A 22101-nucleotide genomic window follows, 5' to 3' on the forward strand; every position below is an offset into this window, starting at 1 on the left:
CTCAGGTCAGCAGGAGCCGCGGTACGGCACGATCTTCACGTAGTAGTTGCCGGACAGCTGGTGCTTGCCGGGCTTGAAGTCCGAGCCGGCCCGCGTCCAGGGGCCGTTCACCGACGAGCTGGTGCTGGTCCAGCGCTGGGCGCAGTAGCCCGAACCGATGTACACGCCGTAGACGCCGCTGGCCGTGTACCCGCCGGGCAGGATGCCGTTGTAGTTCGAGGACGAGGGCCAGCCCGAGGTGACGATGCCCAGGCCCACGCTGCCGGCGTTGTACATGGCCCACACCGGGGTAGCGGCCTGCGCCCGAGTCTGCTTGGCCTGCGCGCTGTCGCCCGCCACGGCCGCGTTGGCGGCGACCCCTCCGGACAGGGCGATGGATGCCGCCGCCAGAACAGCGAAGATCACGCGGCTGATACGCCAGGTACTCATGGAAAATCTCCTCTTCAGAGCGTTTCGGTACCTAGAGCCTCGACCTGGCCACGCCCGAGCGGTACCTATGCCCGCTGAGGTTGACTGGCCGCCTCCAGCAGGGTCAGCGTCCGGCGACGGCTGTCGAGACTGGCCCGGATCCCCACCGGCATCGGCAGATTGGGCCCGGCGTGCCCGAACTCCACGTTGCCGAGCACCGGGATGTCACGCTCACCCAGCACATCCAGCACGATCTCCCGCAGCGACGGCCCCTCCTCCTGCCCTTCCAGCCCGGCGATGTCCCGCGGAACCCCGACCACCATGCCCGCGATCCGGTCCAGGATCCCGGCGTGCCGCAGCACCTGCAGATAGCTCCACACGTACGACGCGTGCCCGCCCATCTCTTCCCAGAACAACAGCGCGCCGTCGAACCACTCCAGCGGCAGCGCCGAAGGCATGGCCTGGTTCAGCACGATCCGGTTGATCACCCCACCGATCAACCGCCCCTCGGCCTGCCCCTCCCGCCAGCACTCCCACCCCTCGCCGGCCGGCAACTTTGGTGACGAGCCGGTCAGCAGATCCACGTACAGCTGCTCCAGTTCAGCCCGCCGCTGCGCGGTCACCCGCTGCCAGGCCCCACCCAACCCGGGCGTGGCGAGGTCCGCATGAAACCCGACCAGACCCGTCCGCTGATAGAGAACCAGGTGCAGCAGGGAAATGTCGCTGTAGCCCAGGATCGGCTTGGGATCGCGCCGGATCGCCTCGACGTCGATCAGATCCAGATAGCCCAGCGCCGTCTGCCCGCCGTCATGCGCCATGATCGCCCGCACCTCAGGATCGCGCAGCAACCCGTTGAACTCGTCGGCGATCTGCTCCGGCCGCGCCGCACTCCACCGATGACGTTGCCCCACCTGCAAAAGCCCGGACCGCCGCACCCGGAACCCCATCCGCTGCAGCACCGCTTCGGCCTGCTGAAGGTCCGGCTCGTACTGGGCGTGCAACGGCCCGGACAACGCCGCAATGACGATCAGATCACCGGGGTTCAGGGCGTGAGGACGCAGCAGCAGCGGTGGCATCGGGTCAGCCTGGCCTCTGATGCTCTCTACCGCTACTGATTTCACACGGGGCGGTGACGCATCTCGGTCCAGGCGAGGAGTTGCTGAAGGCGGACGGCCTCGGGATCGTTGGGGAGCAGAGCCGCCCGTTGCCGCGTCTACGCCAAGAAGCGCAGTCCGCTGCTGATGAAGCACTTCCGGAACGCCGAGGTCACCGATTCCTTTCATGACGACGATTTCACCCCAGATATAAAGAAGGAAACTACGGATCGATTGAGTGGATAGTTACTGTGGACGACGTCTCCGAGGAACGCAGAGGCGAACTGGAAGTCTTGGCCGAAGCAGTTCGACTGAGCTTGGCGAGGGCCGGCTTGCCCGTTCGTATTTTCAGGGAGCCTTCCTCCCTAGAGGGGGCGATCGTCAACATTGATCACCGGACGATCCGGGACGACGGCCGGTACGGCTCGGTCTATGTGACCTGGTATGCCTCGCAGGAGCAGGGTCTCGCGGTACGCGCTGCTCTACGTGAGCGTCGCCTGGACGATCCTGCCTGCCAGTTCGGGGAGGAAGTGCACCAGGTCATGTACCAGGCACTCCAGGTCATCCTCGCGGCGTCGGGGTTCGGGACGGCGCTTCCTCCGGAGGATGACGACTACGACGGATCGATCGAAGTGCTTTCGGCCTGAACTGCAGCGCGATTGCTTGCCGGGGTTGGGGCGAAGCCTGATGAACCGGCCGTGATATCCCGATTCAGGATGATCTGGACGGCGTGGCGTGGTGACGGATGTGGTCGCTGCGGTTTGGATGGCGGTGCTCATGCCTGACCAGCCAGCCGAGGATCACGCCCGTCGATGTCGCCTTCGTCCAGCACACACGCCCGCGCAAACCACGCCGAACTCGCTGAGCGACGTGCTGGAACGAGTACCTGACCCGCGGGGACGCCTTGCTCGGCGTCCTCGGCCGGCCGGGATCGTCGCGGCCGCGATGCGCGAGGTGCTGGCCGGGTCCCGCTCATCCGCCACGATCTCTCAGCGGGCAGTCGACCTTGACACTTCTGACCTGAAACGACTGGACCTGAGCGGGGCGAAGAGCTCGGATGCCAGCACCTTTCGCCGGACGCAGCCACGCCATAACCCATCAAGAAAGAAGCCGTCACATGAGAGCAGATCTCCAGAAGGAGTTGGACGAGTTGATCACTGCTGTGCGGCGGTCGCTGGAACTGGCAGGCCTGCCTGTTTTTCTGATCTCGGAGGATCGGCGCTTCGATGGTGTCAGGATCTGGTCCGACGTCGAAGTCAGCCTGATGGGTGAGGAATCCGGCGTTGTCTTCGCTGAGTGGAGGCATTCGGCGGAACTCGTCTCGTTGGCGATGGCCGACGATGAAGAAGGTTCGTCTGCAACTCCTGAGAGCCAGTATTACGACGCTGTGGGTGACGTGATGCGGGCCGCGATGATATCCATTCTCACCGCAGCTGGGTTCTTGGTGGCACAGGCGCCCGATGACTCGGACTATTTTCAGTTGCTCTACATTCAGAAAGGCGCCGAACCGCCCATCACCAGTGGGCTGTAGATTGGTCGGCTCTTGATTGCACCGATCCGACGGCACCACCAACCACCCGTCCTGGTGCACAACGCGAATGACAAGTGCCTCGGTCTGGTCCGGTACGACTGCACCGACATGGGCAAGAAAGCTCTCGAGCAATGCCGGAACACCCAGGAATCAGTGCAGGCAGGAACGTGGCCGTATTGAAGGTCAAGAGAGTCGAGCGGGGACCGGTTGCCGTGTCGCTATTTTGCGCCCATTCGAGATTTCCGGTCGATATAGGATTGCCTGCGATCGCAGGATTGGGCTCAGATTGGGAAGGCTTTGGACACGTTCGAGGGAGGAACTGGTGATGGCGAGTACGTTTCGCCCACTAGGGAGAGAGAAATTCGCGAACTAGGCGAGAAGGTTCGCCGATGTCTTGCCGCGGCAGGGCTGCCCGCCACCGTGAGAAACGACTACAGTTCGTTCGTCGGCGCTGACATTATGTTGCATTTCGACATTATCCCGAGGACTGGCGAACTCGGTGGGGTTTACGTCTCCTGGTCGGCGACTGACGAGATCGACCTGGCGGCAGCACTGGCTGTCGAAGCATTTCGTCCTGCCGATCCGATGGTGAAGTACAGCGGTGCCATTGGTCGGGCGATGTGCGATGCGATGCTCGCGATCCTGGCCTCAGCCGGGTTCGCCGTGAAGGAGGCGGAGGGCGAGTACCACCCGGTGACAGTGAAGGTCCTTTCCGGACCTGATGCAAGCTGACCGGCGGGTTTCGCCGAGGCGGTACAGGGCCGCCCGGTACTTGGAATGTGCCATAGCAGCAGTCGGTTGGGCCGAGGGGAAGCTGCCCCACCGCGGGAAAGCCCTTCCACTTCCCGGGTGACTGCGCTACGCGTCAGGCCCCTCCTGCCTGTCCTCGGGCCGGGGCAGAAGGTTGTTTCGGAACTCAAGTTGGGATAGGAATGTCCACGGGCGAGTCGTCTTTCTACGACGAACATGGCAATTATGTTGTCTACGACGAGCATGAGAAGGTTTCGCTGGCGCGGGAACAGGAGATTCGCGAACTATCCGAACGGGTTCGTGCGTGTCTCACAGCGGCAGGTCTTTCGGCAACCATCAGGCGCGATTACGGCTCAATTATCGGTGCTGACATCACAATGGAATTTGATGTGGATCGACCTCGGGATTTCTTCGGAGGCGTTTTTGCATCGTGGCACGCGAGTGACGAGGTCTCGTTGGTCGCGGCCTACGCGGTTGGTGAGGGGCGACCCGAGGACCCCATGGTTACTCACAACGGCGCCATAGCCCAGGCGATGTGTGATGCGATGATCGCGATCATGGCCTCAGCCGGGTTTACGGTGAAAGAAGCAGAGGGGGAATACCTCCCCATGGCGGTGGCGGTCCTTTCCGGTCCTCAGACGAGCTGATCGACCTGGTTCGGGCTCTGGATCGCCCGCCCGTTACCTGGGTGAGCGACCCAGAGTTCGACCACCGGTGCGTGTATTCGGCTGTGGCCTGCAGCGCTGCGCCCGGGCCTCGTCGGGGATCCGTGACCAGGTGAGCGCGGCGATGGCCAGCTGAACTGTGAGTCCGACGCCGACGACGAGCCACATCTGGCGAAATGCAGTGCGAGGCATCCGGGCAGCTTGCCGGGTGGCACGGTTCGGCCGCGGTGCAGGCCTTCAAAGGCCAGGCAAGGGAACCGGCACATAGCCATAACGCCGCCCAGCTTCGTCGAACAGCGCACCCATCCGTTTCGCCACCCGGGTGACCATCCACCGGTCGGTGACTCGGGCGTCCGGAAATCGCCGTCGCAGAGACAGTTCGATGCCGTCCAGGTCGCCGAGTTCGCGCATCCAGAGCGTGGCCACCAGGTTGTCCGGGGCCACGGTGGAGGCACACAACCGCACGGCCGGATGCCGGGAGAGCGCGGCCGCGACCGTGGCCAGGGAGTCCTGCGGCACCGACATCCACATCTGTACCGAGGCGTTCCAGCCCACCAGGTCGTGGGCGAAGTCGGCGCGCATCCGGACCCAGTTGGAGCGGGTCAGCTGGGCGATGGTGCGCCGGGCCATCGGTACCGAGATCCCGATTGCGGCGGCGACCTCGACCGCCGAGCGCCGGACATCCGGTTGCAGCGCCTGAAGTACCTGCTGGGTGAGTTTTGAGGGTTCGGCCGGGTCGCGGTCGGGCAGGTCGTGGGGTAGCAGGCCGTTGAGGCTGCCGCGCTGGGCGGAGGTCAGCGCGCGCAGGTCGAACTCGGAACCTTCCTGGTAGATGGTGCGTACGAACCGGGTGCTGGTCGAGACGATGCCGGGCAGGGCGGAGATGTGGTCGGCCACGTAGGCGTCCAGCGCGCTGGGCGAGGGCGCGGACACGTTGATGGTGAGTTCGCGAGGGCCGGAGGTGCACTCGATGTTCAGGACCGCGGACTTCTGTGCGATGGCGGCGATCACCGCTTCCCTGCGGCCGGCCTCGCACCGGATCTCGATGACCGCGAAACTGGAGCGCAGCGGCCGGCCGTCGGCGGAGTACACCTGGATTCGCTCGGGCAGCACGTAGCAGGTGGTCCAGGCCAGCCCGGCCTCGGTGAGCCGGAGCCAGCGGCGCGAGAGCGTCGAGGCGTCGGTGCGCAGCACCGGGGCCAGGGCGGTCCAGGAGGCCCGAGGGGCGAATTGCAGCGCGTTCAGGAGCTGGAAGTCGAGGTCGTCGAGCACGACCACATGATGACGCTCCTCGGGCCAGACAGCGCTCAAAGGAGAGCAGGATCGCGTACCTGCAACCGCCGCCAGGCGATCTCGGCCAGCGCCACGGCCTGCCGTTCGAGCACCGAGTCGTCGAACTGGGCGTGTGCGGAGTGCATGGTCGGCGCGCCCTCCTGGGCGACGTGCGGCGGGCGGGCGCCGAGGAAGACCAGCGTGCCGGGTACTTCGTCGAGCACGTAGGCGAAGTCCTCCGAGGCCATCGACGGGGCAGGCAGGCGCAGCAGCCGCTCGGGGCCGTGCAGGTCCTCGAGAACCGAGGTCAGGTGAGTGGTCTCGGCCGGGTCGTTGTGGGTGACCGGGTAGGACTCGATGAACTCGCTCTCGAACTCGCAGCCGTGCGCGGTGGCGATGCCCTGGGCCAGCTGGGCCAGCTCGCTGCGGACCAGAGCCAGCGTGGAGCGGGACAGGGTGCGGATGTTGGCGACCAGTTCGACGGACGAGGACAGCACGTTGGGAGCCGAGGAATCGGTGACGATCTGGGTCACCGAGATCACGGCCGGATCGGTGGCGGGTACCCGGCGGGCGACGAAGGACTGGATCGCCAGAACGATCTGCGAGGCCACTGGCACCGGGTCAACCCCCAGGTGCGGGAAGGCCGCATGGCCACCGCTGCCCCGGACCACCAGCCGCATCCCGTTCGCGCTGGCCATGATCGACTGCTCGCGAGTGGCGAACACACCTCGCTCCAGAACGCAGTCGACGTGCAGGGCGTAGGCGGCGACGGGGCGCTGCCCAGCGGCTTCCAGCACACCCTCCTGAAGCATCAGCCGCGCGCCACCGAAGCCTTCCTCGCCCGGCTGGAACATGAAAATCACGCTGCCGGGCAGTTCCTCACGCCGGGCCGCGAGCAGACGGGCAGCACCCACCAGCCCGGCCATGTGCAGATCGTGCCCGCAGGCATGCATCGCCCCGTTGTCGGCCGCGTACGGCAGGCCGCTCGCCTCGACCACGGGAAGGGCGTCCATGTCGGCGCGCAGCAGCACCACCGGTCCGGGCCGGCCACCGCGCAGCACGGCGGTGATGGAGGTCAGCGACTGCCCAAGGCTCAGCTCCAGGCCGAGCTGGGACAGTTCGGCCAGCAGGATCTGCTGGGTCTGCGGCAGGTCCAGCCCGGTCTCCGGGCTGGTGTGCAGGCGTCGGCGCAACGCGACCAGGTCGTCGTGCAGCGCGGATCCGGCGGTTGTGAACGTCATGGCTACACCTCCGCCGTGAGGATAGGGAGCGGCGGGAAAGCCGTAACAGTCGCGCGTGGATCGTGCACGGATGCGTCGCAGAACCGCGAAGGCGTGCACGAATCCTGTGCCGAGGGGCCCGCTGCGGCCTGGCTGGCCGGGTCAGCCCGTCCCGGGAAGGACAAAGCGGAGCTTTCCGGCGCGAGCAAGCCCTCAGCGAGCACAGTCGTGCACGTTCGGCCCAGAAACTGCGCGCCTCGGCCGGGCTTGCTCATCCTGATGCCGCTGTTCAGCTCCGGTAGCCGGCAGGAGCCACCACGATGCGTCCAAGCCTGAGGAGATAGCCATGCCGATACGAAGGCGCCTGGGAATCATCGCCTTTCCCGCAGCCGCTGCGCTGGCCGTGCTGAGCGGCTGCTCGGCACAGTCCTCGGGTTCCGCCGCGGAGGCCACGCCGGCCCCGGGCGGCAGCCTGACCTACGCGGTCAGCACCGCCTTCGGCAGCTTCGACCCGAACGTCACCGCCTCGGTGGTGGACGCCCGGGTGCTGCGCCAGGTCTACGACTCGCTGGTCGACCTGGACGCGGAGGGAACCGTGCAGCCCTGGCTGGCCTCGGCCTGGGAGGTCTCGGACGACGGCCTGACCTACACCTTCACCCTGCGCGAGGACGTGACGTTCCAGGACGGCACCGCGTTCGACGCCGAGGCGGTCTGCTACAACTTCGACCGGATCACCGACCCGGCGACCAAGTCGCTGTATGCCGTGAGCCTGATCGGCCCGTACGACTCCTGCTCGGCGAAAGACCCTGCCACCGCAGTGGTCACCCTGAAGAACGCGTACACGCCGTTCCTGACCAACCTCTCCACCCCGTTCCTCGGCATGGTTTCGCCGACCGCCGCGGAGGCGTCCGGCCTGGCCGACTTCGGCTCGAATCCGGTCGGTTCCGGCCCGTTCAGGTTCGCTTCGTACCGCCCGAACAGTGATGTCGTGCTGGAGCGCAACCCGGGCTACAACTGGGCTCCGGAGTCGGCCGAGCACCAGGGCGAGGCCTACCTGGAGCAGCTCACCTTCCAGATCATCGCCGACGCCACGGTGCGGCTGGGCTCGCTGCGCAACGGCGATGTGCAGGCGGCCGATGACGTTCCCGCGCAGCAGGTCTCGACGGTCAAGCAGGACAGCTCACTCAGCTATCTGGAGCAGACCCAGTCCGGCGCCACCTACCAGCTGTTCTTCAACACCGAGCGGCCCGGCCTGGACGATCCGGCGGTGCGCTCGGCCCTGGTCAAGGCGATGGACCTGGACTCCGCGGTCAAGGCCACCTACTTCGGCGCCTACCAGCGGGCGGCCGCACCCCTGGCCCCGGGCACGATCGGCTACGACGAATCAGTCAGTAGCGGCCTGTCGTACAACGCCCAGGCCGCCGCCGACGAACTCACCGCCGCAGGCTGGATCCCCGGGGCCGATGGAGTGCGGGAAAAGGACGGCCAGCGGCTGGAACTCACGTACATGGGCCCGTCGCCGAACTATGACAACCGTCAGGAACTGGCCGAGTTCCTGGTGCAGAACCTCAAGGACGTCGGGGTCGGGGTCGACCTGGAGCTGCTGCCCAGCGCCCAGGCCTTCGCGATGATGGAGGCCAACACCTTCGACATCGCCACCACCAGTTTCGTCGCGGTCGACCCGGACATCCTGAGCACGCTGTACAGCTCGGGCTCGATCTTCAACTTCTCCCGCACCAAGGCCTTCGACGAGGACCTGAACCAGGCCCAGACGCTGCCGGCCGGAGCCGAGCGGGAGGCGCTGTACGCCCAGATCCAGGCCGAGGCGATCAGCGGCGCGTACTCGGTGCCGGTGTATCAGCTGGTCTACCGGGTGGCCACGTCCACCGCGGTGCGGGACATCGGCTTCGATCCGGCCGCCTACCCGAAGTTCCACGACACGTATCTCGCCCAGTAATGGGATACCTGATCGCCCGGCGGATCCTGGCCGGGATACCGACCCTGCTCGGGGTGACGCTGGTGGTCTTCCTGATCCTGCGGCTGGTGCCCGGCGATCCGGTGGCCGGGCTGTTGTCCGGCGGCCCGGCCACACCCGAGCTGGTGGCCGGCCTGCGCGCCCAGTTCGGTCTGGACCAGCCGCTGCCCGTGCAGTACCTGTCGTTCCTCGGTGACGCGCTGCAGGGCGACCTGGGCACCTCCTACGCCACCGGCCAGTCGGTCACCTCGATGATCTCCGGGCAGCTGCTGCCCACCGTGCAACTGGCCTTCGCCGCGGCCCTGCTCTCGACCGTGGCCGGGATCGGTCTCGGGGTCCTGGCCGCGGCCGTGCGGAACTCGTTCACCGACGGCCTGATCCGGGTGTTCAGCGTGCTCGGCACGGCGATGCCGACGTTCTGGATCGGCCTGATGCTGATCCTGGTGGTCTCGTTCCAGTTCCGGATGCTTCCCGCCACCGGCAGCGACGGGTTCCAGCGGCTGATCCTGCCCGCCGTGGCCCTGGCCGTGCCGGCGATCGGGGTGATGACCCGGCTGGTGCGGGCCAACGTGCTGGAGGTGCTGGGCGAGAACTTCGTCACCGCGCTGCACGCCAAAGGCCTCAGCTACCGCACGATCCTGCTACGGCACGTGCTGCGCAACGCCGTCCTGCCCGCGGTCACGGTGGCCGGTCTGCAGATCGGTGGTCTGCTGGCCGGCGCAGTGGTGGTCGAGACCGTGTTCGCCCGGCAGGGCCTGGGCAACCTGATCCTTCAGGCGATCACCCGCAACGACTACCCGGTCCTGCAGGGCGTGGTGATCGTGATCGGCGCCCTGGTGGTGCTGGTGAACATCGTCGTCGACCTGGTCTACGGCGCGGTCGACCCGAGAATCCGCTCCAGCCTGGCCGGCCGGTGAACCTTCGGAAAGGAGATCGGCCATGACCCTGGTCCTGACCGAACCACTCGCTCAGCAGAGCCCGCGCAAGCTCAGCGTGCTCAACACCCTCTCCGGCGTCTGGCTGGCTGTGGTCGGCATCGCCGCGCTCACGCCCGGGCTGATCAGCGGCGTGGATCCTGAGGTGCTGCACCCGGAAAGGGTGCTGCTACCGCCGGGCGAGGGCGGGCTGCTGGGCACCGATCAGTACGGCCGGGGCGTCTACGACCTGCTGATCCACGGCGCCCGCACTGCCGTGACCATCGGCGTTGCCGCCACTGCGCTGGCCGTGCTGGTCGGCGGGCTGATCGGGCTGCTGGCCGGCTACTCGGGCGGGCTGATCGACGCGGTGGTCGGCCGCTGCCTGGACCTGATGCTCTCGTTGCCCGGCGTGCTGCTGGCCCTGGTGATCACAGCCGCCGCCGGCGCCTCGGTCGGCGTGCTGATCATCTCGGTGGCCACCGTGTTCGTGGCCGGGTTCGCCCGCCTGATGCGCAGCCAGGTCCTGGCCACCCGGGACCGCCTCTACGTCGAGGCCGCCCGCTCGGTCGGCCTGAGCCACCTGCGCATCCTCACCCGGCACGTGCTGCCGAACGCCTTCGCCCCGGTGGTGGTGCTGGCCACGATCGCGGTCGGCGAGGCCATCCTGGTCGCCGCCTCGCTGAGCTTTCTCGGGCTCGGGCCGAAGCTCGCGGTGCCCGACTGGGGCCAGCTCCTGGCCTCCGGCCAGCCCTACATCCAGCAGTCCTGGTGGGTCTCCACCTTCCCGGGCATCGCCCTGTCACTGACCGTGGTGGCGGTGAGCCTGCTCGGCGACCGGCTGCGCGACCAGATCGACGGGTGAACCCGCAATGACAGAGCCACTTTTACGCATCCAGGACCTGACCGTGCGGGCCCAGCGGCGCAAAGGCCCGGCTAGCGCCGTGGTCGACGGCGTCTCGTTCAGCCTGAACCGCGGCGAGACCACCTGCGTGGTCGGCGAGTCCGGATCGGGCAAGTCGGTCACCGCTCGCGCGATCATGGGCCTGACCCGGCTGGAACCAGCGCTCAGCGTCAGCGGCGAGATCTGGTTCGACGGAAAACCCCTGCACCAGATGGACAACCCGAGCGTCGCGCGGCTGCGCGGCCGGGACATAGCCATGGTCTTCCAGGAGCCGATGAGCTCGCTTGACCCGCTGTTCACGGTCGGCTCGCAGCTGACCGAGTCGCTGCGGCGTCGGCACGGCAAACTTCCGAACCAGAACTTGAGGACGCGTCTGCTCGCGTTGCTCTCGGATGTCGGGATTCCCGACGGGGAACGGGTGTTGCGAAGCCGTCCGCACGAACTGTCCGGCGGGATGTGCCAGCGGGTGATGATCGCGGCCGCCCTGGCCGGTGAACCTGACCTGCTGATCGCCGACGAGCCGACCACCGCCCTCGACGTCACCGTCCAGGCCGGAATCCTGGCTCTGCTCGAGAGGATCCGGACCGAACGCGGCATGGCCGTGCTCCTGGTGACCCACGACATGGGAGTCGCTGCCGAGGTCGCCGACCAGGTACTGGTGATGTACTCCGGCCGGATCGTCGAGAATGCCTCTGCCGACGAAGTATTCGAATCACCGCGGCATCCGTACACCGCTGGTCTGCTGTCCTGCGTTCCAGCGCTGGAAGGGGAGAAGCCGAGCGTGCTCCCGACGATTCCCGGCTCGATGCCGTCCCCGGAACAACGCCCACCCGGCTGTGCCTTTCATCCACGCTGTGCCCGCTCCGCGGATCGCTGCAGCACCGAAACGCCGCTTCAGACGCAGAAACCGGGCCTGGAGTACGCTTGCTGGAACCCGATCGAGCCGACGTTCCTGCCCATGCCCACCGCAGACGTCCCCACGCACACCGCGCAAGCCCCGAAGGAGGACGCCCGGTGACCACCCTCGCCACCGAACCGGCGCTGCTCACGCTCACCGACGTCTCCAAGCACTTCTCGATCCCGTCGCCCCGGGCTCTACGGCCCACCGAACGCAAGGTACTTCGAGCCGTGGACGGGGTGAGCCTGTCCATCGCTCCGGGCGAAACCTTCGCTCTGGTAGGGGAATCTGGATCCGGTAAGTCCACCCTGGGCCGGATCGCGGTGCGGCTCAGCGAACCGACCTCCGGCACCGTGACCTTCAGCGGGCAGGACGTCACCCACTACAGCGGCCGCCAGCTGCGTCGGCTACGGCCCCGGATGCAGGTGATCTTCCAGGATCCGCTGGGCGCGCTGAACCCCCGGATGACAGCTGGCAAGATCGTCGCCGAGCCGTTGCAGGCGATCGGTGGGCTACGGGGGAGTGCTCTGGACGATCGGGTGGACGAGCTGTTCCGGGCGGTCGGGCTGGACCCGGCTCAGCGGCTGGCCCGGCCGCGTACGCTTTCGGGCGGTCAGCGTCAGCGAGTCGGGATCGCGCGGGCGATCGCCTTGAACCCCGACCTGATCCTGGCCGACGAAGCGGTGTCGGCACTGGATGTCTCGGTGCAGGCGCAGATCGCCAACCTGCTCGACGAACTGCGCGAGAACCTTGGCATCGGCTACCTTTTCATCGCGCACGGCCTGCCGATCGTGCGGCAGCTGGCCCAGCGGATCGGCGTGATGTATCTGGGCCGGCTGGTCGAATGCGGCCCGGCCGACGAGGTGCTGCGCAACCCCCGCCACCCGTACACGCGCGCCCTGATCGGTGCCTCCCCGGTGGCCAGGCGTCGGGCCCGTCGCGAACGCGTGGTGCTGGCCGGTGACCCGCCCAACCCGCTCAGCCCGCCCAGCGGCTGCCGGTTCCGCACCCGCTGCCCGCAGGCCATGGACCTCTGCGCTAGCCAGCCTCCACCCACCGTCGAGATCACCCCTGGATACACTGCGGAATGCCACCTGCTGCAATGAACATCGAGACCGCGCCGTTCGAGCGCACTTCCATCCCCGACGCCGTCGCACGCCTGGCCCCGCCCGCCGTGCTGGAACGCTGGCGTGACATCGACCGCTCGGCCTCCCAGCCGCAGCTGGTCACCGCGACACAGCACGGCGAAGTCGTGGGCGCTGCCCTGATTACGGCTCGCCCGCATACCTCCTACTGCAAAATTGTGGACGTGGTGGGCGCCGTCGAGCCGGTGGTCCAGGCTGTGGTCGAAGCGGCTCAGCAGGCTGGCCAGGCCCAGGTGAAATGGGAGGGTGACGCCGGCTCCCTGGGCTTCACAGCGCTGACCCCACCGCTGAGTTCCGGCCCGGGCAGCGATGCTCCGGCTCAGGCTTCGGTGCGCTGGCTGGTACCCGAGATCACCGTGCAGGCCGTGCCGTACTACGCCCAGACCACCTACTACACCTGCGGTTCGGTCACCGCACTCTCGGCCTTGGCCGCGCTGGTTCCGCAGGGCGAGGCGCCACTGGACGAGGAGCAGGAGATGGCCTTCTGGAAGGAAGCGAACAACCATCCCGCCTGCGAGCCGGTGGGGCTGGGTGTCGCGATCGCGCAGGCTCGGCCGGAACTGAAGGTCACCATCGCGCTGGACTCGGCCGAGCCGGTGATCCTGGAGCATCTGGAAGGGGAGGACCGAGCGTGGCGGGCCGGGCTGCAACGCGAATCCCGGCTCAAGGCCGAACGTCTCGGGATTCCGATCCGGGCCGGGCGGATGACCATCGACGAGCTCGCCGCTGCGGTGAAGGCCGGTTCCGGTGCGCTGCTGTTGCTCTCGCTGGCGTTGATGCGCGGTATGCCGGTGCCGCACTGGGTGCGCTGCTGCGGGACCGCGGGCGACACCGTGGTGATCGACGATCCGGCGGTCGATCCGGCGACCGGTGAGAGCTGGGTGGACGGGCACCTGCTGCCGATCCCGGCCGCCGACCTGGACGCGATGGCGGCCTACGGCGACGGCGGCTACCGCGGCGCGGTGTTGCTGCGCCGCTAACGATCCGGGTCGGTGACCTGCATCCAGTGCGCCAGGTCCGGGTCGACATCGGCCTGGACCCGCTGCCTGATCGCGGCCGGTTTGTCCTGGCTGAGTTTGAACTGGGCAGCCACCGAGGTCACGGTCAGCGCGAAACCCCGTACGCCGGGCAGGATCCGCCGCCAGTAGGTCAGCGAGCCGCTCGGGTCCCAGGGCTTGAGGCGGGTCGATTCCAGGTGGTCCACCGTGCGGCTCAGTACCTCGAAAGTCTCGTCCGGGTCCAGCAACCGCACCGTGCCGGTGAGGTGCACGGCCGCGTAGTTCCACGTCGGCGCGGCCGGCGTGACCTGGTACAGCGCCGGGCTGACGTACGAGTTCGGGCCGGTCACGGCCACCAGAGCAGACGCGTCCGCACGGGCCAGGTCGTGATTCTGCGCGTTGGCTGCGGCCAGATGCCCGAGCAGCACCTGTCCTTCGAGCGGTCCGCCGCGTTCGGTGGCGCCGGCTGCCCAGAGCACGGGCACATGGGTGGCTCGGGGCTGCCCGCCGGACGTGGTGATCAGCAGGGCGAAAGGGTTTTCGTTGACCAGTCGCCAGGTCCATGCGAGCTCCTGCTCGCCGTACTCGGTGAAGACGTGCACAGAGCCAATCCTGTTCAGTCACCGGCGGCAAGACCATGACTGACATGCCAGGAACCGGGATCGGCCTTTGTCGGTTCCGACAAAGCACCGGTTGCGACTTGTCCATCACCGACGATGACCGGCGGCAGCGCTGCTGACTAGCTTGTCCGGTATGCCTCTGCCTCCCCTTGACCTGATCATCGAGAACGCGGACGTGGTTACCCTCGACCCCGAGCGTCCGCAGGCGAACCGGATCGGGGTGCTGCACGGGCGGATCGTCGGGCTGGACGAAGATCTCGACGGATGGCCCGCCACAGAGGTTTTCGATGCCGCAGGGGCCACGGTTCTACCCGGCCTGATCGATGCCCACACCCATCTTCAGCTCACCGGGCAGGGGTTGAAAGCGGTACGGATCGACGACTGTCACTCGGCCCAGAGCGCGCTGGACCAGATCGCCGAGGCCGCGACCAGCGCCGGTCCGGACGACTGGATCGAGGTGTACGGGTACGACCAGCTGCGGATCGGCCGGCACCTGGACGCTGTGGAACTGCACAAGGCGGGCGGTGGGCGCAGGGTCTGGGTCAAGCACTGGTCGGCGCATGCTTCCGTGGTCTCCACGGCCGTGCTGGAACGAGCCGGTCACGGCCCGGCGAACGGTCTGCTGCACGAGCTGGAGCAGGAACTCGTTGGTGCCCAGCGGCTTCCGTACAGTCAGACCGAGCTTGCGGACGCGATCGAGCAGGCTGCGCGGCAAGCGGCGGCTCAGGGGATCACCACCTGTGTGGACGCGGGGGCGGGCGGCGTGGTGGGTAGTCTCAGCCCGGCTGACGGGGCGGCGTTCCAAGTGCTTGTGGACGCGGGCCGGCTGCCGGTTCGCGTGCGGTTGATGCCAAGTATGGACGTGCTGCACCAGGTTTCCGTGCACCAAGAGGACGGTTTCGGGCGAGGTCTTCCGCTCGGGCTGCGTACCGGGTTCGGCGGCGAGATGCTGGGCCTGTCTGCGCAGAAGGTGGTGCTCGACGGCGGCATGAGCGTCGGCACTGCGCGGATGACCCGGCCGATGACCGGCCTGGATTCGCCCGGGGTATGGCGTGACGACCCCGACCAGATGCGCGAGGCCATCGCCGACGGGCACGTTGCGGGCTGGCAGATGGCGGTCCACGCGATCGGCGACGCCGCCCTGGACCTTGCCCTCGATGCCATCGCGGAAGGCCAGCGGCGCAGCCCGCGCCCCGATGCCCGCCACCGGATCGAGCACGGGGGAGCGATCCGCCCCGACCAACTACCCCGGCTCGCCGCCCTCGGACTGACCGTGGTGAGCCAAGCGTCCTTTCTTTACGACTACGGCGACCACTACACCGAACTGCTCGGACCCGACCGGGCCGACTGGCTCTACCGCGGCCGTTCCCTGCTCGACGCCGGGGTTCGGGTGGTCGGCAGCACCGACCGGCCGCTGCCCGGCACCCCGCTGCGCGCCATCCAGTCCTGGGCCGAGCGCACCACCAACAGCGGCGTCGTGCTCAGCGACGACGTTCTCAGCGTGCGGCAGGCGTTGGAGGCGTTCACCGTGCACGCGGCCTGGCTGCTGCGTGCCGAACACGAACTGGGCCGCGTGCGCCGGGGCTACCGCGCCGATCTGACCGTGCTGGGCGGTAATCCGCTCACCACGCCGATCCCGGAGATCGCCGCCCTTGAGATCCGGAACACGGTGCTGGGCGGGCGAATCGTCGCTTTCTAGACTCCTACACTGCCCGGGATGAGCCCGAAACTCTCGGCCGTGCTGAATCTGCTCGGCGCTCAGGCCCCGTCCGTGGTGGTGCCCGCCGACGCCGTGGTCGGCGAGATCGTGCTCTGCGGGCTCGACGAGCCGCTCGTGCCGGCGGACTCCGGGCTCCTGCTGCTGCCGGGCGCCCAAGCTGCCGTGGACCTCGCGGTGCAGGTGGTGCGCTCGGCCGCTGAGCAAGGCTACGTGGCCGTGGCGGTGAAGTGCTCGGGCGAGGCACTGGACCGTCTGGCCCAGGCCGCCGAGCAAGCCGGTCTGGCCTTGCTCCAGGTGCCGCCGCAGACCCCGTGGCGGCACCTGGACTCGCTGCTGGCCGCCGGATGCGCCGCCGGTGACCGTTCCACCGCGCTGGAACAGGTCAGCACCGGAGACGTTTTCGCGCTGGCCAACGCCATCGCCTCAGCTATCGGCGGGGCGGTGATCATCGAGGACCCACAACGCCGGGTACTTGCCTACTCCAACCTGCCCGACCAACTCACCGACGACGTCCGCAAGCACGGAATCCTCGGCCGCAGAGCACTCGACGGCCCCCTCACCGACGACATCTACCGCTCCGTCACCGACCGCAGCGACGCCGTTCGCGTCCGCGCCCCACAGCCAGACGTGGCCGACCGCCTGGCCATCGCGGTCCGGGCTGGGGGACACCTGCTCGGCACGATCTGGGCGATCAGCGACCGCCCGCTCCTGGTCACCGGCGCCGAACAGGTGCTGCAAGACGCCGCCCGAACCGCCGCACTGCACCTGCTGCGCCTGCGTACCCGCAAAGACCCTGAACGCCAGGCTCGCGCCGACCTTCTGCGCACCCTGCTGGATGGTTCAGCCACGCCCGCCAGCGCCCTGGGTCTGCACGCGCCGGTTGCCCTGCTGGCCGTACAAAGCCTCAGCCTCGCCACCGACCTACGCCTGGTCAGCGCCCAGATCGACGACATCGTCAGCCTTTACGCCGACTCCTGGCATCCCGGCGCGCCCACCCTCACTCACAACAACGTGGTCTACGCCCTGCTCCCGGTTCCTGACTCCGGCGCCCGGCAGCGTCTCGCCGCCGTGGCCCACGACCTGGCCCGAGCCGTCCAACGCTCACTCGGCGCTCAGGTCGTCGTCGCCATCGGTCCTACCGCTGCACTGCTGACCGACGTGCCGCTCACCCGCCGAACCACCGACCGAACCCTGCGCGTGCTCGCCCGCCCCGACACCGACCGTCAGGTGGCCCTGTCCGAGGAAGTCCGTAGCCGGATCCTGCTCCAGACCCTGGCCGAACAGGAGACGATCACGCACGACCTGCGTCTTGAACCGGTCAGCGCGATCGTCGAGCACGACCGGATCCACGGCACCGAGTACGCCCGCACCCTCACCGCCTGGTTCGCAGCCTTCGGCGACGCCACCCGGGTGGCCACCGACCTTGTCGTGCACGACAACACCGTGCGCTACCGGATCCGGCGGATCCAGGAACTGTTCGACCTGCGCTTCGACGACCCGGACGACATGCTCTGCACCTGGTTGCAGCTGCGACTGGTGCTCAGCCGGTGAAGCACCCAAACAGCCGGACCTGCTGTTCGTCCTCAAAGGGAGCGTCCAGGTCCCGGTGAGTGGGGCACCGCGATCCTTCCCTCCGCTCAAGGCTCCGGGTAGCGGCCACTAGCATCCTGTGAGGATCAGCAGGGAGCGTTGGGGTAGATATGTCTTCGGTGGAGCAGGGCGGGCGGCGGACCAGGCTGAGCCCGGAGCGTGAGGCCGAGCTGTACACCGCCGTGCTGGAGTTGCTGGGCGAGGTCGGCTACGAAGCGCTGACCATGCCCGGGGTCGCCGCGCGCTCACGTTCCAGCACGGCCACCCTGTATCGCCAGTGGGGTGGCAAGCCGGGCCTGGTCGCGGCCGCACTGATGCACCGTAGCCCGCTGCCGGACTTCTCGGACATCGACACCGGGTCGCTCCGCGAGGACCTGCTCGCGATGACGCTGCGGGTCCTGGCCATCGCGCCCGAGGTGCGCAAGCTGATGGCCGGGCTGGCGCACGCGGCGATGGCCGACCAGGACCTCGGAACGGCGATGCGGGCGAAGTTCGCGCAGCCGGGCGAGGTTGCGGTGCAGGAAGCGCTGCGCCGGGCGGAGATCCGGGGAGAGATCGCCCAGGGGCATCCTGCCGGGCAGTTCGCGGGTCACCTGCTGATCGCGTTGACCATTGTGCTGCCCTCGCTCGACGGCCGGGAGCTGGATGCGGCGTACGTGGCCGAATTCCTTGATGTCGTGCTGATCCCGGCTTTCAGGGGCTAACGGGATCACACCGGGACGGCCGGGAGGCGGACTTGGTGTCCGAGCCGCTAGCTGCTGCGGCCGCGCATCTCGATCAGGTGGGCCGCCCTTGGAAGCGGACTTGGGTGGCCACCGCACTGGGTAGGTGACCCGACCGTGAGCGGGTCGCAGCCGGACCATGGGGTGGCCCAGTCGTCCCATGGCAGATGACTGTCCAGCGTGGTGGACACCCAGTGCACCGGGGTGCTCAGGCGACCGGATCCCGGCCGGGCCCGTCCACCTCCCACCGGTGACCGAAACGATTGCGTTTCGCTTCGTCTGACGTTAACTTCTTTCGAAACGACATCGTTTCGTTTCGGTGGTTCGGCGGACTATTGGCCGCCGTTGACGACGGGCTGGAGCAGAAAGTGTCTGGAACTGGTGGTTCACCCCGCGCCCTGGTGGTCGGGCTGGGGATCTCGGGTATCGCGGCGGCGATCCGGCTACGGCAGGTCGGCTGGGAACCGGTGATCGTCGAGCGGGCACCGCAGCGGCGTGCGGGCGGCTACTTCATCATGCTGTTCGGCTCGGGCGTGGCCTCGGCGCGCCGACTCGGGGTGCTGGACGCGATCGGGGATCGCGGGGGCGAACAGGTCCGCTCGTGGGAGGTCGACCGCAGCGGCTGGCGGCGCCCGGGGATGGCGATGGGGCAGCTGGCCGGCGGGCCGCGGCCGTTGTTGCGGGGAGACGTGGAGAACGGGCTGTTCTCGATGCTCCCGGACGATGTCGAGATCCGCTTCAGCACCGTGCCCGACCAGATCGAGCAGGAAGCTTCCGGAGCGAAGGTCGTTCTGCGGGACCTGAACTCGGACACCCTCTCCACCGAGACGTTCGACCTGGTGATCGGCGCGGACGGACTGCATTCCACGGTGCGGCGGCTGGCCTTCGGTGACCAGTCCTTCCTGCGCCCGCTGAACTACATGATCGCGGCCACGCTCCTGGACCGGCCGGTGGACGGGTTCGGCCTCTCCGAAGGACTGGTGCTGTCCGAACCCGGCCGTTCCGTCACCGCTTTCCCGTTCCGCGACCACGCGCCGAGCCTGCTGATGACCTACCGCACCCGCGATCCGCAGGCCGAGCTCGCCCGCAAACCGATCGAGGCCCTGCGGGCGGCGTTCGGTCCGGAGCCGGCCGGCGATCTGCTGGATGGGCTCTTCGACCGATACGAGCAGGCTTCGAGCTCGCTGTTCGACTCGGTGCAGCAGGTGCGGATGCCCTCGTGGTACCGCGGCCGGGTGGTCCTGCTCGGCGATGCGGCCTGGTGCCTGACGCTGTACTCGGGCATGGGCGCCTCCAGCGGCATCGCCGGCGCCGAGGTGCTCGGGACCATGCTCGAACGGCATCCCGGCAAACCGTCCGCCGCACTCTGGGAATGGGAACGGCACATGAGGCCTTTCATCGCCGGTCATCAGGCCTCGGCCTTGGCCGACCGGCGGATCTTCGTGGCCCAGGACCGTCGCGAGCACCTGATGCGGGCCGGGATGATGCGGCTGATGCAGGTTCCGGTGGCCCGCAGGGCGATGGGCCGGATGATGGCCAACAACAAGAGCATGGCCGCCAAGAACGTCGACATGGCCCGGGCCTGAAGCAGTACACGCCCGGGCCGGCTGCAGCGACATCTACTGCGCCGGTGGGATGCCAGGACCCACCCCGCGATTCTAGGGTCACAGGCGTGGTCGTCCTTCGCCGAGCCGTCAGGCATTTCCTCCGTCAGCACCCGGTCCGGGCCGATCTGCTGCTGGGCCTTGCGGTCGCCCTGTTCTTCACGCTCGTGGTGCGGCACTTCCCGGAGCGGCCGGCGATCACTGGCCCGCTAGGTTTCGAAGACCTGGTCGTGGCACTGGCCACGGTTGCCGTGATCGGTGCGCGACGGCTGTGGCCCGGACCGCTGCTGATCCTGGCAACGTTGTGCGCCGTGGCCGGTATCGCGGCGGGCCAGACTCCCCGGCCGCCCTACCTGATCGTGCCGGTGATCCTGGCCTACAGCGCGGCGGTTCAGGGGCGCCGGCGCAGCACGTGGTCGCTGATCGGCCTGTCCGCCGGGCTCCAGTACCTGGCCAACCTGGCCCTCGGCGACGGTGGGGTGCTGGCCGCGCAGAACCTGGTCGTCGTGGCGTGGATGGGCCTGGCCGCCGCCACCGGCGGTGCGATCCGCAATCGCCGGGCCTACCTGCTGGCCATGGAGGAAAGGGCGCTGCGGGCCGAGCGCACCCGCGAGCAGGAGGCCGAACGGCGGGTGCTGCAGGAGAGGATGCGGATCGCCCGGGAACTGCACGATGTCGTCGCGCATCACATCGCGGTGATCAGCGTGCAGGCGGGCGTGGCCACGCATGCCGCGGTGCGGGGCCCGGAGCACCTGAACCCGGCCCTGGGGCACATCCGGCGCTCGTGCGACGTCGTGATCGAGGAACTGGCCTCGGTGGTCGGCCTGCTGCGGGGCGGCTCGGCCCAGGCGACGGTCGAGCCTGTCCCGGGCCTGGCACAACTACGTCAGCTGATCGAGGAGTGCCGCAGTACCGGTCTGGACGTCACGCTGGAACACCAGGGTCTGCCGCCGCAACTACCGGCGATCAGCGACCTGGCCGCCTACCGGATCGTCCAGGAGGCCCTGACCAACGCCCGCAAGTACGGCGACGGCTCGGCCGATGTCCGGCTCACCAGCCTTCCGGGAAAACTGCAGCTGGTGGTCTGCAACCGGGTCGAAAACGGTCAAAAGCATCAACCTGGATCGGGTTTCGGCTTGCTCGGGATGCGCGAGCGGGCGGTGAGCGCGGGCGGCACGCTGACCGTTCAGGACGGTCCCGGTGGGCTCTTCACGATCAATGCCGAGCTACCGGTCCCGGCCGACCTCACACCCACCGCCGGCCGGGCACCGGCTACAGCGCTTCCCCGATCTTGACCAGACCGTTCTGGTAGGCCAGGACCACCAGCTGTGCGCGCTCGCGCACCTGCAGCTTGGTCATCGAGCGGTTCACGTGGGTCTTGACCGTGAGCGGTGACAGGAAAAGCTTTTCGGCGATGTCCTGGTTGGTCAGCCCTTGCGCCACCCAGGCCAGGATCTCGCGCTCGCGTTCGGTCAGGACCGCCAGGGCATCGGATTTCGGCTGGTTGTGCGCCACTTCGGTGAAGCGGCTGATCAGCCCGCGAGTGGCGCGTGGTGACAGCAGAGCATCACCGGCGGCGACCACCCGGACGGCCTGGAGCAGATCGTCCGGTGCGACGTTCTTGCCGAGAAAACCGCTGGCCCCCGAACGCAGCGCCTCCAGCACGTACTCGTCGGCCTCGAACGTAGTCAGCACGATGATGTGCACGTCGGCCAGGGCAGCCTGCCCGGTGATCGCCCGGGTGGCGCTCAGCCCGTCCATCGTCGGCATCCGGATGTCCATCAGCACCACGTCCGGCTTCAGTTCGCTGCTCAGCCGGACCGCTTCGGCACCGTCGTCGGCCTCCCCGACCACCTCGATGTCGTCCGACATACCGATCAGCGCGGCGAAACCGGAGCGGATCAGGCCCTGGTCGTCGGCCAGCAGGACACGGATGGTCATGAAAGTGCTCCGAACGTCGGGACGGGATCGCCCGCCAGCATAGGTGGACCCGGAGCCCGGATCGCCGATGGTGGGCCGAATACCGCGCCTGCAGTACGGCGGGCGGGTTTCTCCCGGCACATTGCCACGA

At 68.1% G+C, this 22101-nt stretch carries 21 protein-coding genes; 15 read left to right on the forward strand and 6 right to left on the reverse strand.

All coding sequences use genetic code 11. The annotated features are described in order from the left end of the window. Positions 1–6: 6 nt before the first annotated feature. Both LR394_RS28295 and LR394_RS28300 read right to left on the reverse strand, forming a co-directional pair. Positions 7–429 (reverse strand): hypothetical protein, encoded by a 423-nt coding sequence (locus tag LR394_RS28295; RefSeq protein WP_231447612.1) that lies wholly within the window; start codon positions 427–429, stop codon positions 7–9. 65 nt (positions 430–494) lie between these two features. Continuing rightward, positions 495–1484, reverse strand: a complete 990-nt coding sequence (locus LR394_RS28300) for a S66 peptidase family protein (RefSeq protein ID WP_231447613.1) — start codon at positions 1482–1484, stop codon at positions 495–497. Between the two features lie 269 nt (positions 1485–1753). Here LR394_RS28300 and LR394_RS28305 point away from each other — a divergent pair, with 269 nt between their 5' ends. The 4 genes from LR394_RS28305 to LR394_RS28320 all read left to right on the forward strand — a co-directional run bounded on the left by LR394_RS28305 (position 1754) and on the right by LR394_RS28320 (position 4430). After that, positions 1754–2149, forward strand: a complete 396-nt coding sequence (locus LR394_RS28305) for a hypothetical protein (protein ID WP_231447614.1) — start codon at positions 1754–1756, stop codon at positions 2147–2149. A 470-nt stretch (positions 2150–2619) separates the two neighbouring features. Further along, entirely contained in the window at positions 2620–3033 is a 414-nt protein-coding gene (locus LR394_RS28310; protein WP_231447615.1) for a hypothetical protein, read from the forward strand. Between the two features lie 297 nt (positions 3034–3330). After that, positions 3331–3765: a hypothetical protein gene (locus LR394_RS28315; protein ID WP_231447616.1), complete on the forward strand. Its 435-nt coding sequence runs from the start codon at positions 3331–3333 to the stop codon at positions 3763–3765. Between the two features lie 200 nt (positions 3766–3965). Next, positions 3966–4430, forward strand: a complete 465-nt coding sequence (locus LR394_RS28320; RefSeq protein WP_231447617.1) for a hypothetical protein — start codon at positions 3966–3968, stop codon at positions 4428–4430. 255 nt (positions 4431–4685) lie between these two features. Here the strand turns inward: LR394_RS28320 and LR394_RS28325 are convergent, their stop codons facing one another. Further along, a complete protein-coding gene (locus LR394_RS28325) occupies positions 4686–5759 on the reverse strand; it encodes an Lrp/AsnC family transcriptional regulator (protein WP_231447618.1) in 1074 nt (357 codons plus the stop codon). Then, positions 5756–6961, reverse strand: coding sequence for a M20 metallopeptidase family protein (locus LR394_RS28330; RefSeq protein ID WP_231447619.1), 1206 nt, complete (start codon positions 6959–6961; stop codon positions 5756–5758). Before LR394_RS28330 ends, LR394_RS28325 begins: the two co-directional genes overlap by 4 nt. A gap of 325 nt (positions 6962–7286) precedes the next feature. Here LR394_RS28330 and LR394_RS28335 point away from each other — a divergent pair, with 325 nt between their 5' ends. Genes LR394_RS28335 through LR394_RS28360 form a run of 6 tightly spaced genes read left to right on the forward strand, consistent with a single transcriptional unit; the run spans position 7287 to position 13756 of the window. Then, entirely contained in the window at positions 7287–8897 is a 1611-nt protein-coding gene (locus LR394_RS28335; protein ID WP_231447620.1) for an ABC transporter substrate-binding protein, read from the forward strand. Further along, positions 8897–9832 carry an ABC transporter permease gene (locus LR394_RS28340; RefSeq protein ID WP_231447621.1) on the forward strand — a complete coding sequence of 312 codons (936 nt, stop codon included), beginning with the start codon at positions 8897–8899 and terminating at the stop codon, positions 9830–9832. Before LR394_RS28335 ends, LR394_RS28340 begins: the two co-directional genes overlap by 1 nt. Positions 9833–9854: 22 nt before the next feature. Continuing rightward, complete coding sequence (locus LR394_RS28345; protein WP_231447622.1) at positions 9855–10694, forward strand: ABC transporter permease; 840 nt, start codon at positions 9855–9857, stop codon at positions 10692–10694. A 7-nt stretch (positions 10695–10701) separates the two neighbouring features. Then, on the forward strand, positions 10702–11751 hold the full coding sequence (locus LR394_RS28350) for an ABC transporter ATP-binding protein (RefSeq protein WP_231447623.1): 1050 nt from the start codon (positions 10702–10704) through the stop codon (positions 11749–11751). After that, positions 11748–12737: an ABC transporter ATP-binding protein gene (locus LR394_RS28355; protein ID WP_231447624.1), complete on the forward strand. Its 990-nt coding sequence runs from the start codon at positions 11748–11750 to the stop codon at positions 12735–12737. The genes LR394_RS28350 and LR394_RS28355 overlap by 4 nt, the downstream gene beginning before the upstream one ends. Beyond that, entirely contained in the window at positions 12734–13756 is a 1023-nt protein-coding gene (locus LR394_RS28360) for a peptidase C39 family protein (protein ID WP_231447625.1), read from the forward strand. The genes LR394_RS28355 and LR394_RS28360 overlap by 4 nt, the downstream gene beginning before the upstream one ends. Here the strand turns inward: LR394_RS28360 and LR394_RS28365 are convergent. Beyond that, on the reverse strand, positions 13753–14376 hold the full coding sequence (locus LR394_RS28365) for an FMN-binding negative transcriptional regulator (protein WP_231447626.1): 624 nt from the start codon (positions 14374–14376) through the stop codon (positions 13753–13755). The genes LR394_RS28360 and LR394_RS28365 overlap by 4 nt on opposite strands. Positions 14377–14527: 151 nt before the next feature. On the opposite strand from LR394_RS28365, the gene LR394_RS28370 reads away from it, so the two are divergent. The 5 genes from LR394_RS28370 to LR394_RS43265 all read left to right on the forward strand — a co-directional run bounded on the left by LR394_RS28370 (position 14528) and on the right by LR394_RS43265 (position 21325). After that, entirely contained in the window at positions 14528–16093 is a 1566-nt protein-coding gene (locus LR394_RS28370; RefSeq protein ID WP_231447627.1) for an amidohydrolase, read from the forward strand. An 18-nt stretch (positions 16094–16111) separates the two neighbouring features. Then, on the forward strand, positions 16112–17665 hold the full coding sequence (locus tag LR394_RS28375) for a PucR family transcriptional regulator (RefSeq protein WP_231447628.1): 1554 nt from the start codon (positions 16112–16114) through the stop codon (positions 17663–17665). Positions 17666–17814: 149 nt separating this feature from the next. Next, positions 17815–18408, forward strand: a complete 594-nt coding sequence (locus LR394_RS28380; protein WP_231447629.1) for a TetR/AcrR family transcriptional regulator — start codon at positions 17815–17817, stop codon at positions 18406–18408. Between the two features lie 386 nt (positions 18409–18794). Continuing rightward, the gene (locus tag LR394_RS28385) at positions 18795–20012 is read left to right on the forward strand and encodes an FAD-dependent monooxygenase (protein WP_231447630.1); all 1218 of its coding nucleotides are present in this window, start codon (positions 18795–18797) and stop codon (positions 20010–20012) included. An 86-nt stretch (positions 20013–20098) separates the two neighbouring features. Beyond that, on the forward strand, positions 20099–21325 hold the full coding sequence (locus LR394_RS43265; protein WP_231447631.1) for a sensor histidine kinase: 1227 nt from the start codon (positions 20099–20101) through the stop codon (positions 21323–21325). On the opposite strand, the gene LR394_RS28395 is transcribed toward LR394_RS43265, so the two are convergent. Continuing rightward, positions 21303–21971: a response regulator gene (locus tag LR394_RS28395; RefSeq protein WP_231447632.1), complete on the reverse strand. Its 669-nt coding sequence runs from the start codon at positions 21969–21971 to the stop codon at positions 21303–21305. The two genes, LR394_RS43265 and LR394_RS28395, sit on opposite strands and share 23 nt — an antisense overlap. Positions 21972–22101: the final 130 nt, after the last annotated feature.

The organism is Kineosporia babensis, from assembly GCF_021129305.1.
Taxonomy (GTDB): Bacteria; Actinomycetota; Actinomycetes; order Actinomycetales; family Kineosporiaceae; genus Kineosporia; species Kineosporia babensis.

What these genes read in the sequence shown, in the direction of transcription:
- LR394_RS28295 (WP_231447612.1), bottom strand. Translation starts at nt 429, where the DNA reads ATGAGTACCTGGCGTATCAGCCGCGTGATCTTCGCTGTTCTGGCGGCG.
- LR394_RS28300 (WP_231447613.1), bottom strand. Translation starts at nt 1,484, where the DNA reads ATGCCACCGCTGCTGCTGCGTCCTCACGCCCTGAACCCCGGTGATCTG.
- LR394_RS28310 (WP_231447615.1), top strand. Translation starts at nt 2,620, where the DNA reads ATGAGAGCAGATCTCCAGAAGGAGTTGGACGAGTTGATCACTGCTGTG.
- LR394_RS28320 (WP_231447617.1), top strand. Translation starts at nt 3,966, where the DNA reads ATGTCCACGGGCGAGTCGTCTTTCTACGACGAACATGGCAATTATGTT.
- LR394_RS28330 (WP_231447619.1), bottom strand. Translation starts at nt 6,961, where the DNA reads ATGACGTTCACAACCGCCGGATCCGCGCTGCACGACGACCTGGTCGCG.
- LR394_RS28335 (WP_231447620.1), top strand. Translation starts at nt 7,287, where the DNA reads ATGCCGATACGAAGGCGCCTGGGAATCATCGCCTTTCCCGCAGCCGCT.
- LR394_RS28340 (WP_231447621.1), top strand. Translation starts at nt 8,897, where the DNA reads ATGGGATACCTGATCGCCCGGCGGATCCTGGCCGGGATACCGACCCTG.
- LR394_RS28345 (WP_231447622.1), top strand. Translation starts at nt 9,855, where the DNA reads ATGACCCTGGTCCTGACCGAACCACTCGCTCAGCAGAGCCCGCGCAAG.
- LR394_RS28350 (WP_231447623.1), top strand. Translation starts at nt 10,702, where the DNA reads ATGACAGAGCCACTTTTACGCATCCAGGACCTGACCGTGCGGGCCCAG.
- LR394_RS28360 (WP_231447625.1), top strand. Translation starts at nt 12,734, where the DNA reads ATGAACATCGAGACCGCGCCGTTCGAGCGCACTTCCATCCCCGACGCC.
- LR394_RS28370 (WP_231447627.1), top strand. Translation starts at nt 14,528, where the DNA reads ATGCCTCTGCCTCCCCTTGACCTGATCATCGAGAACGCGGACGTGGTT.
- LR394_RS28375 (WP_231447628.1), top strand. Translation starts at nt 16,112, where the DNA reads ATGAGCCCGAAACTCTCGGCCGTGCTGAATCTGCTCGGCGCTCAGGCC.
- LR394_RS28380 (WP_231447629.1), top strand. Translation starts at nt 17,815, where the DNA reads ATGTCTTCGGTGGAGCAGGGCGGGCGGCGGACCAGGCTGAGCCCGGAG.
- LR394_RS28395 (WP_231447632.1), bottom strand. Translation starts at nt 21,971, where the DNA reads ATGACCATCCGTGTCCTGCTGGCCGACGACCAGGGCCTGATCCGCTCC.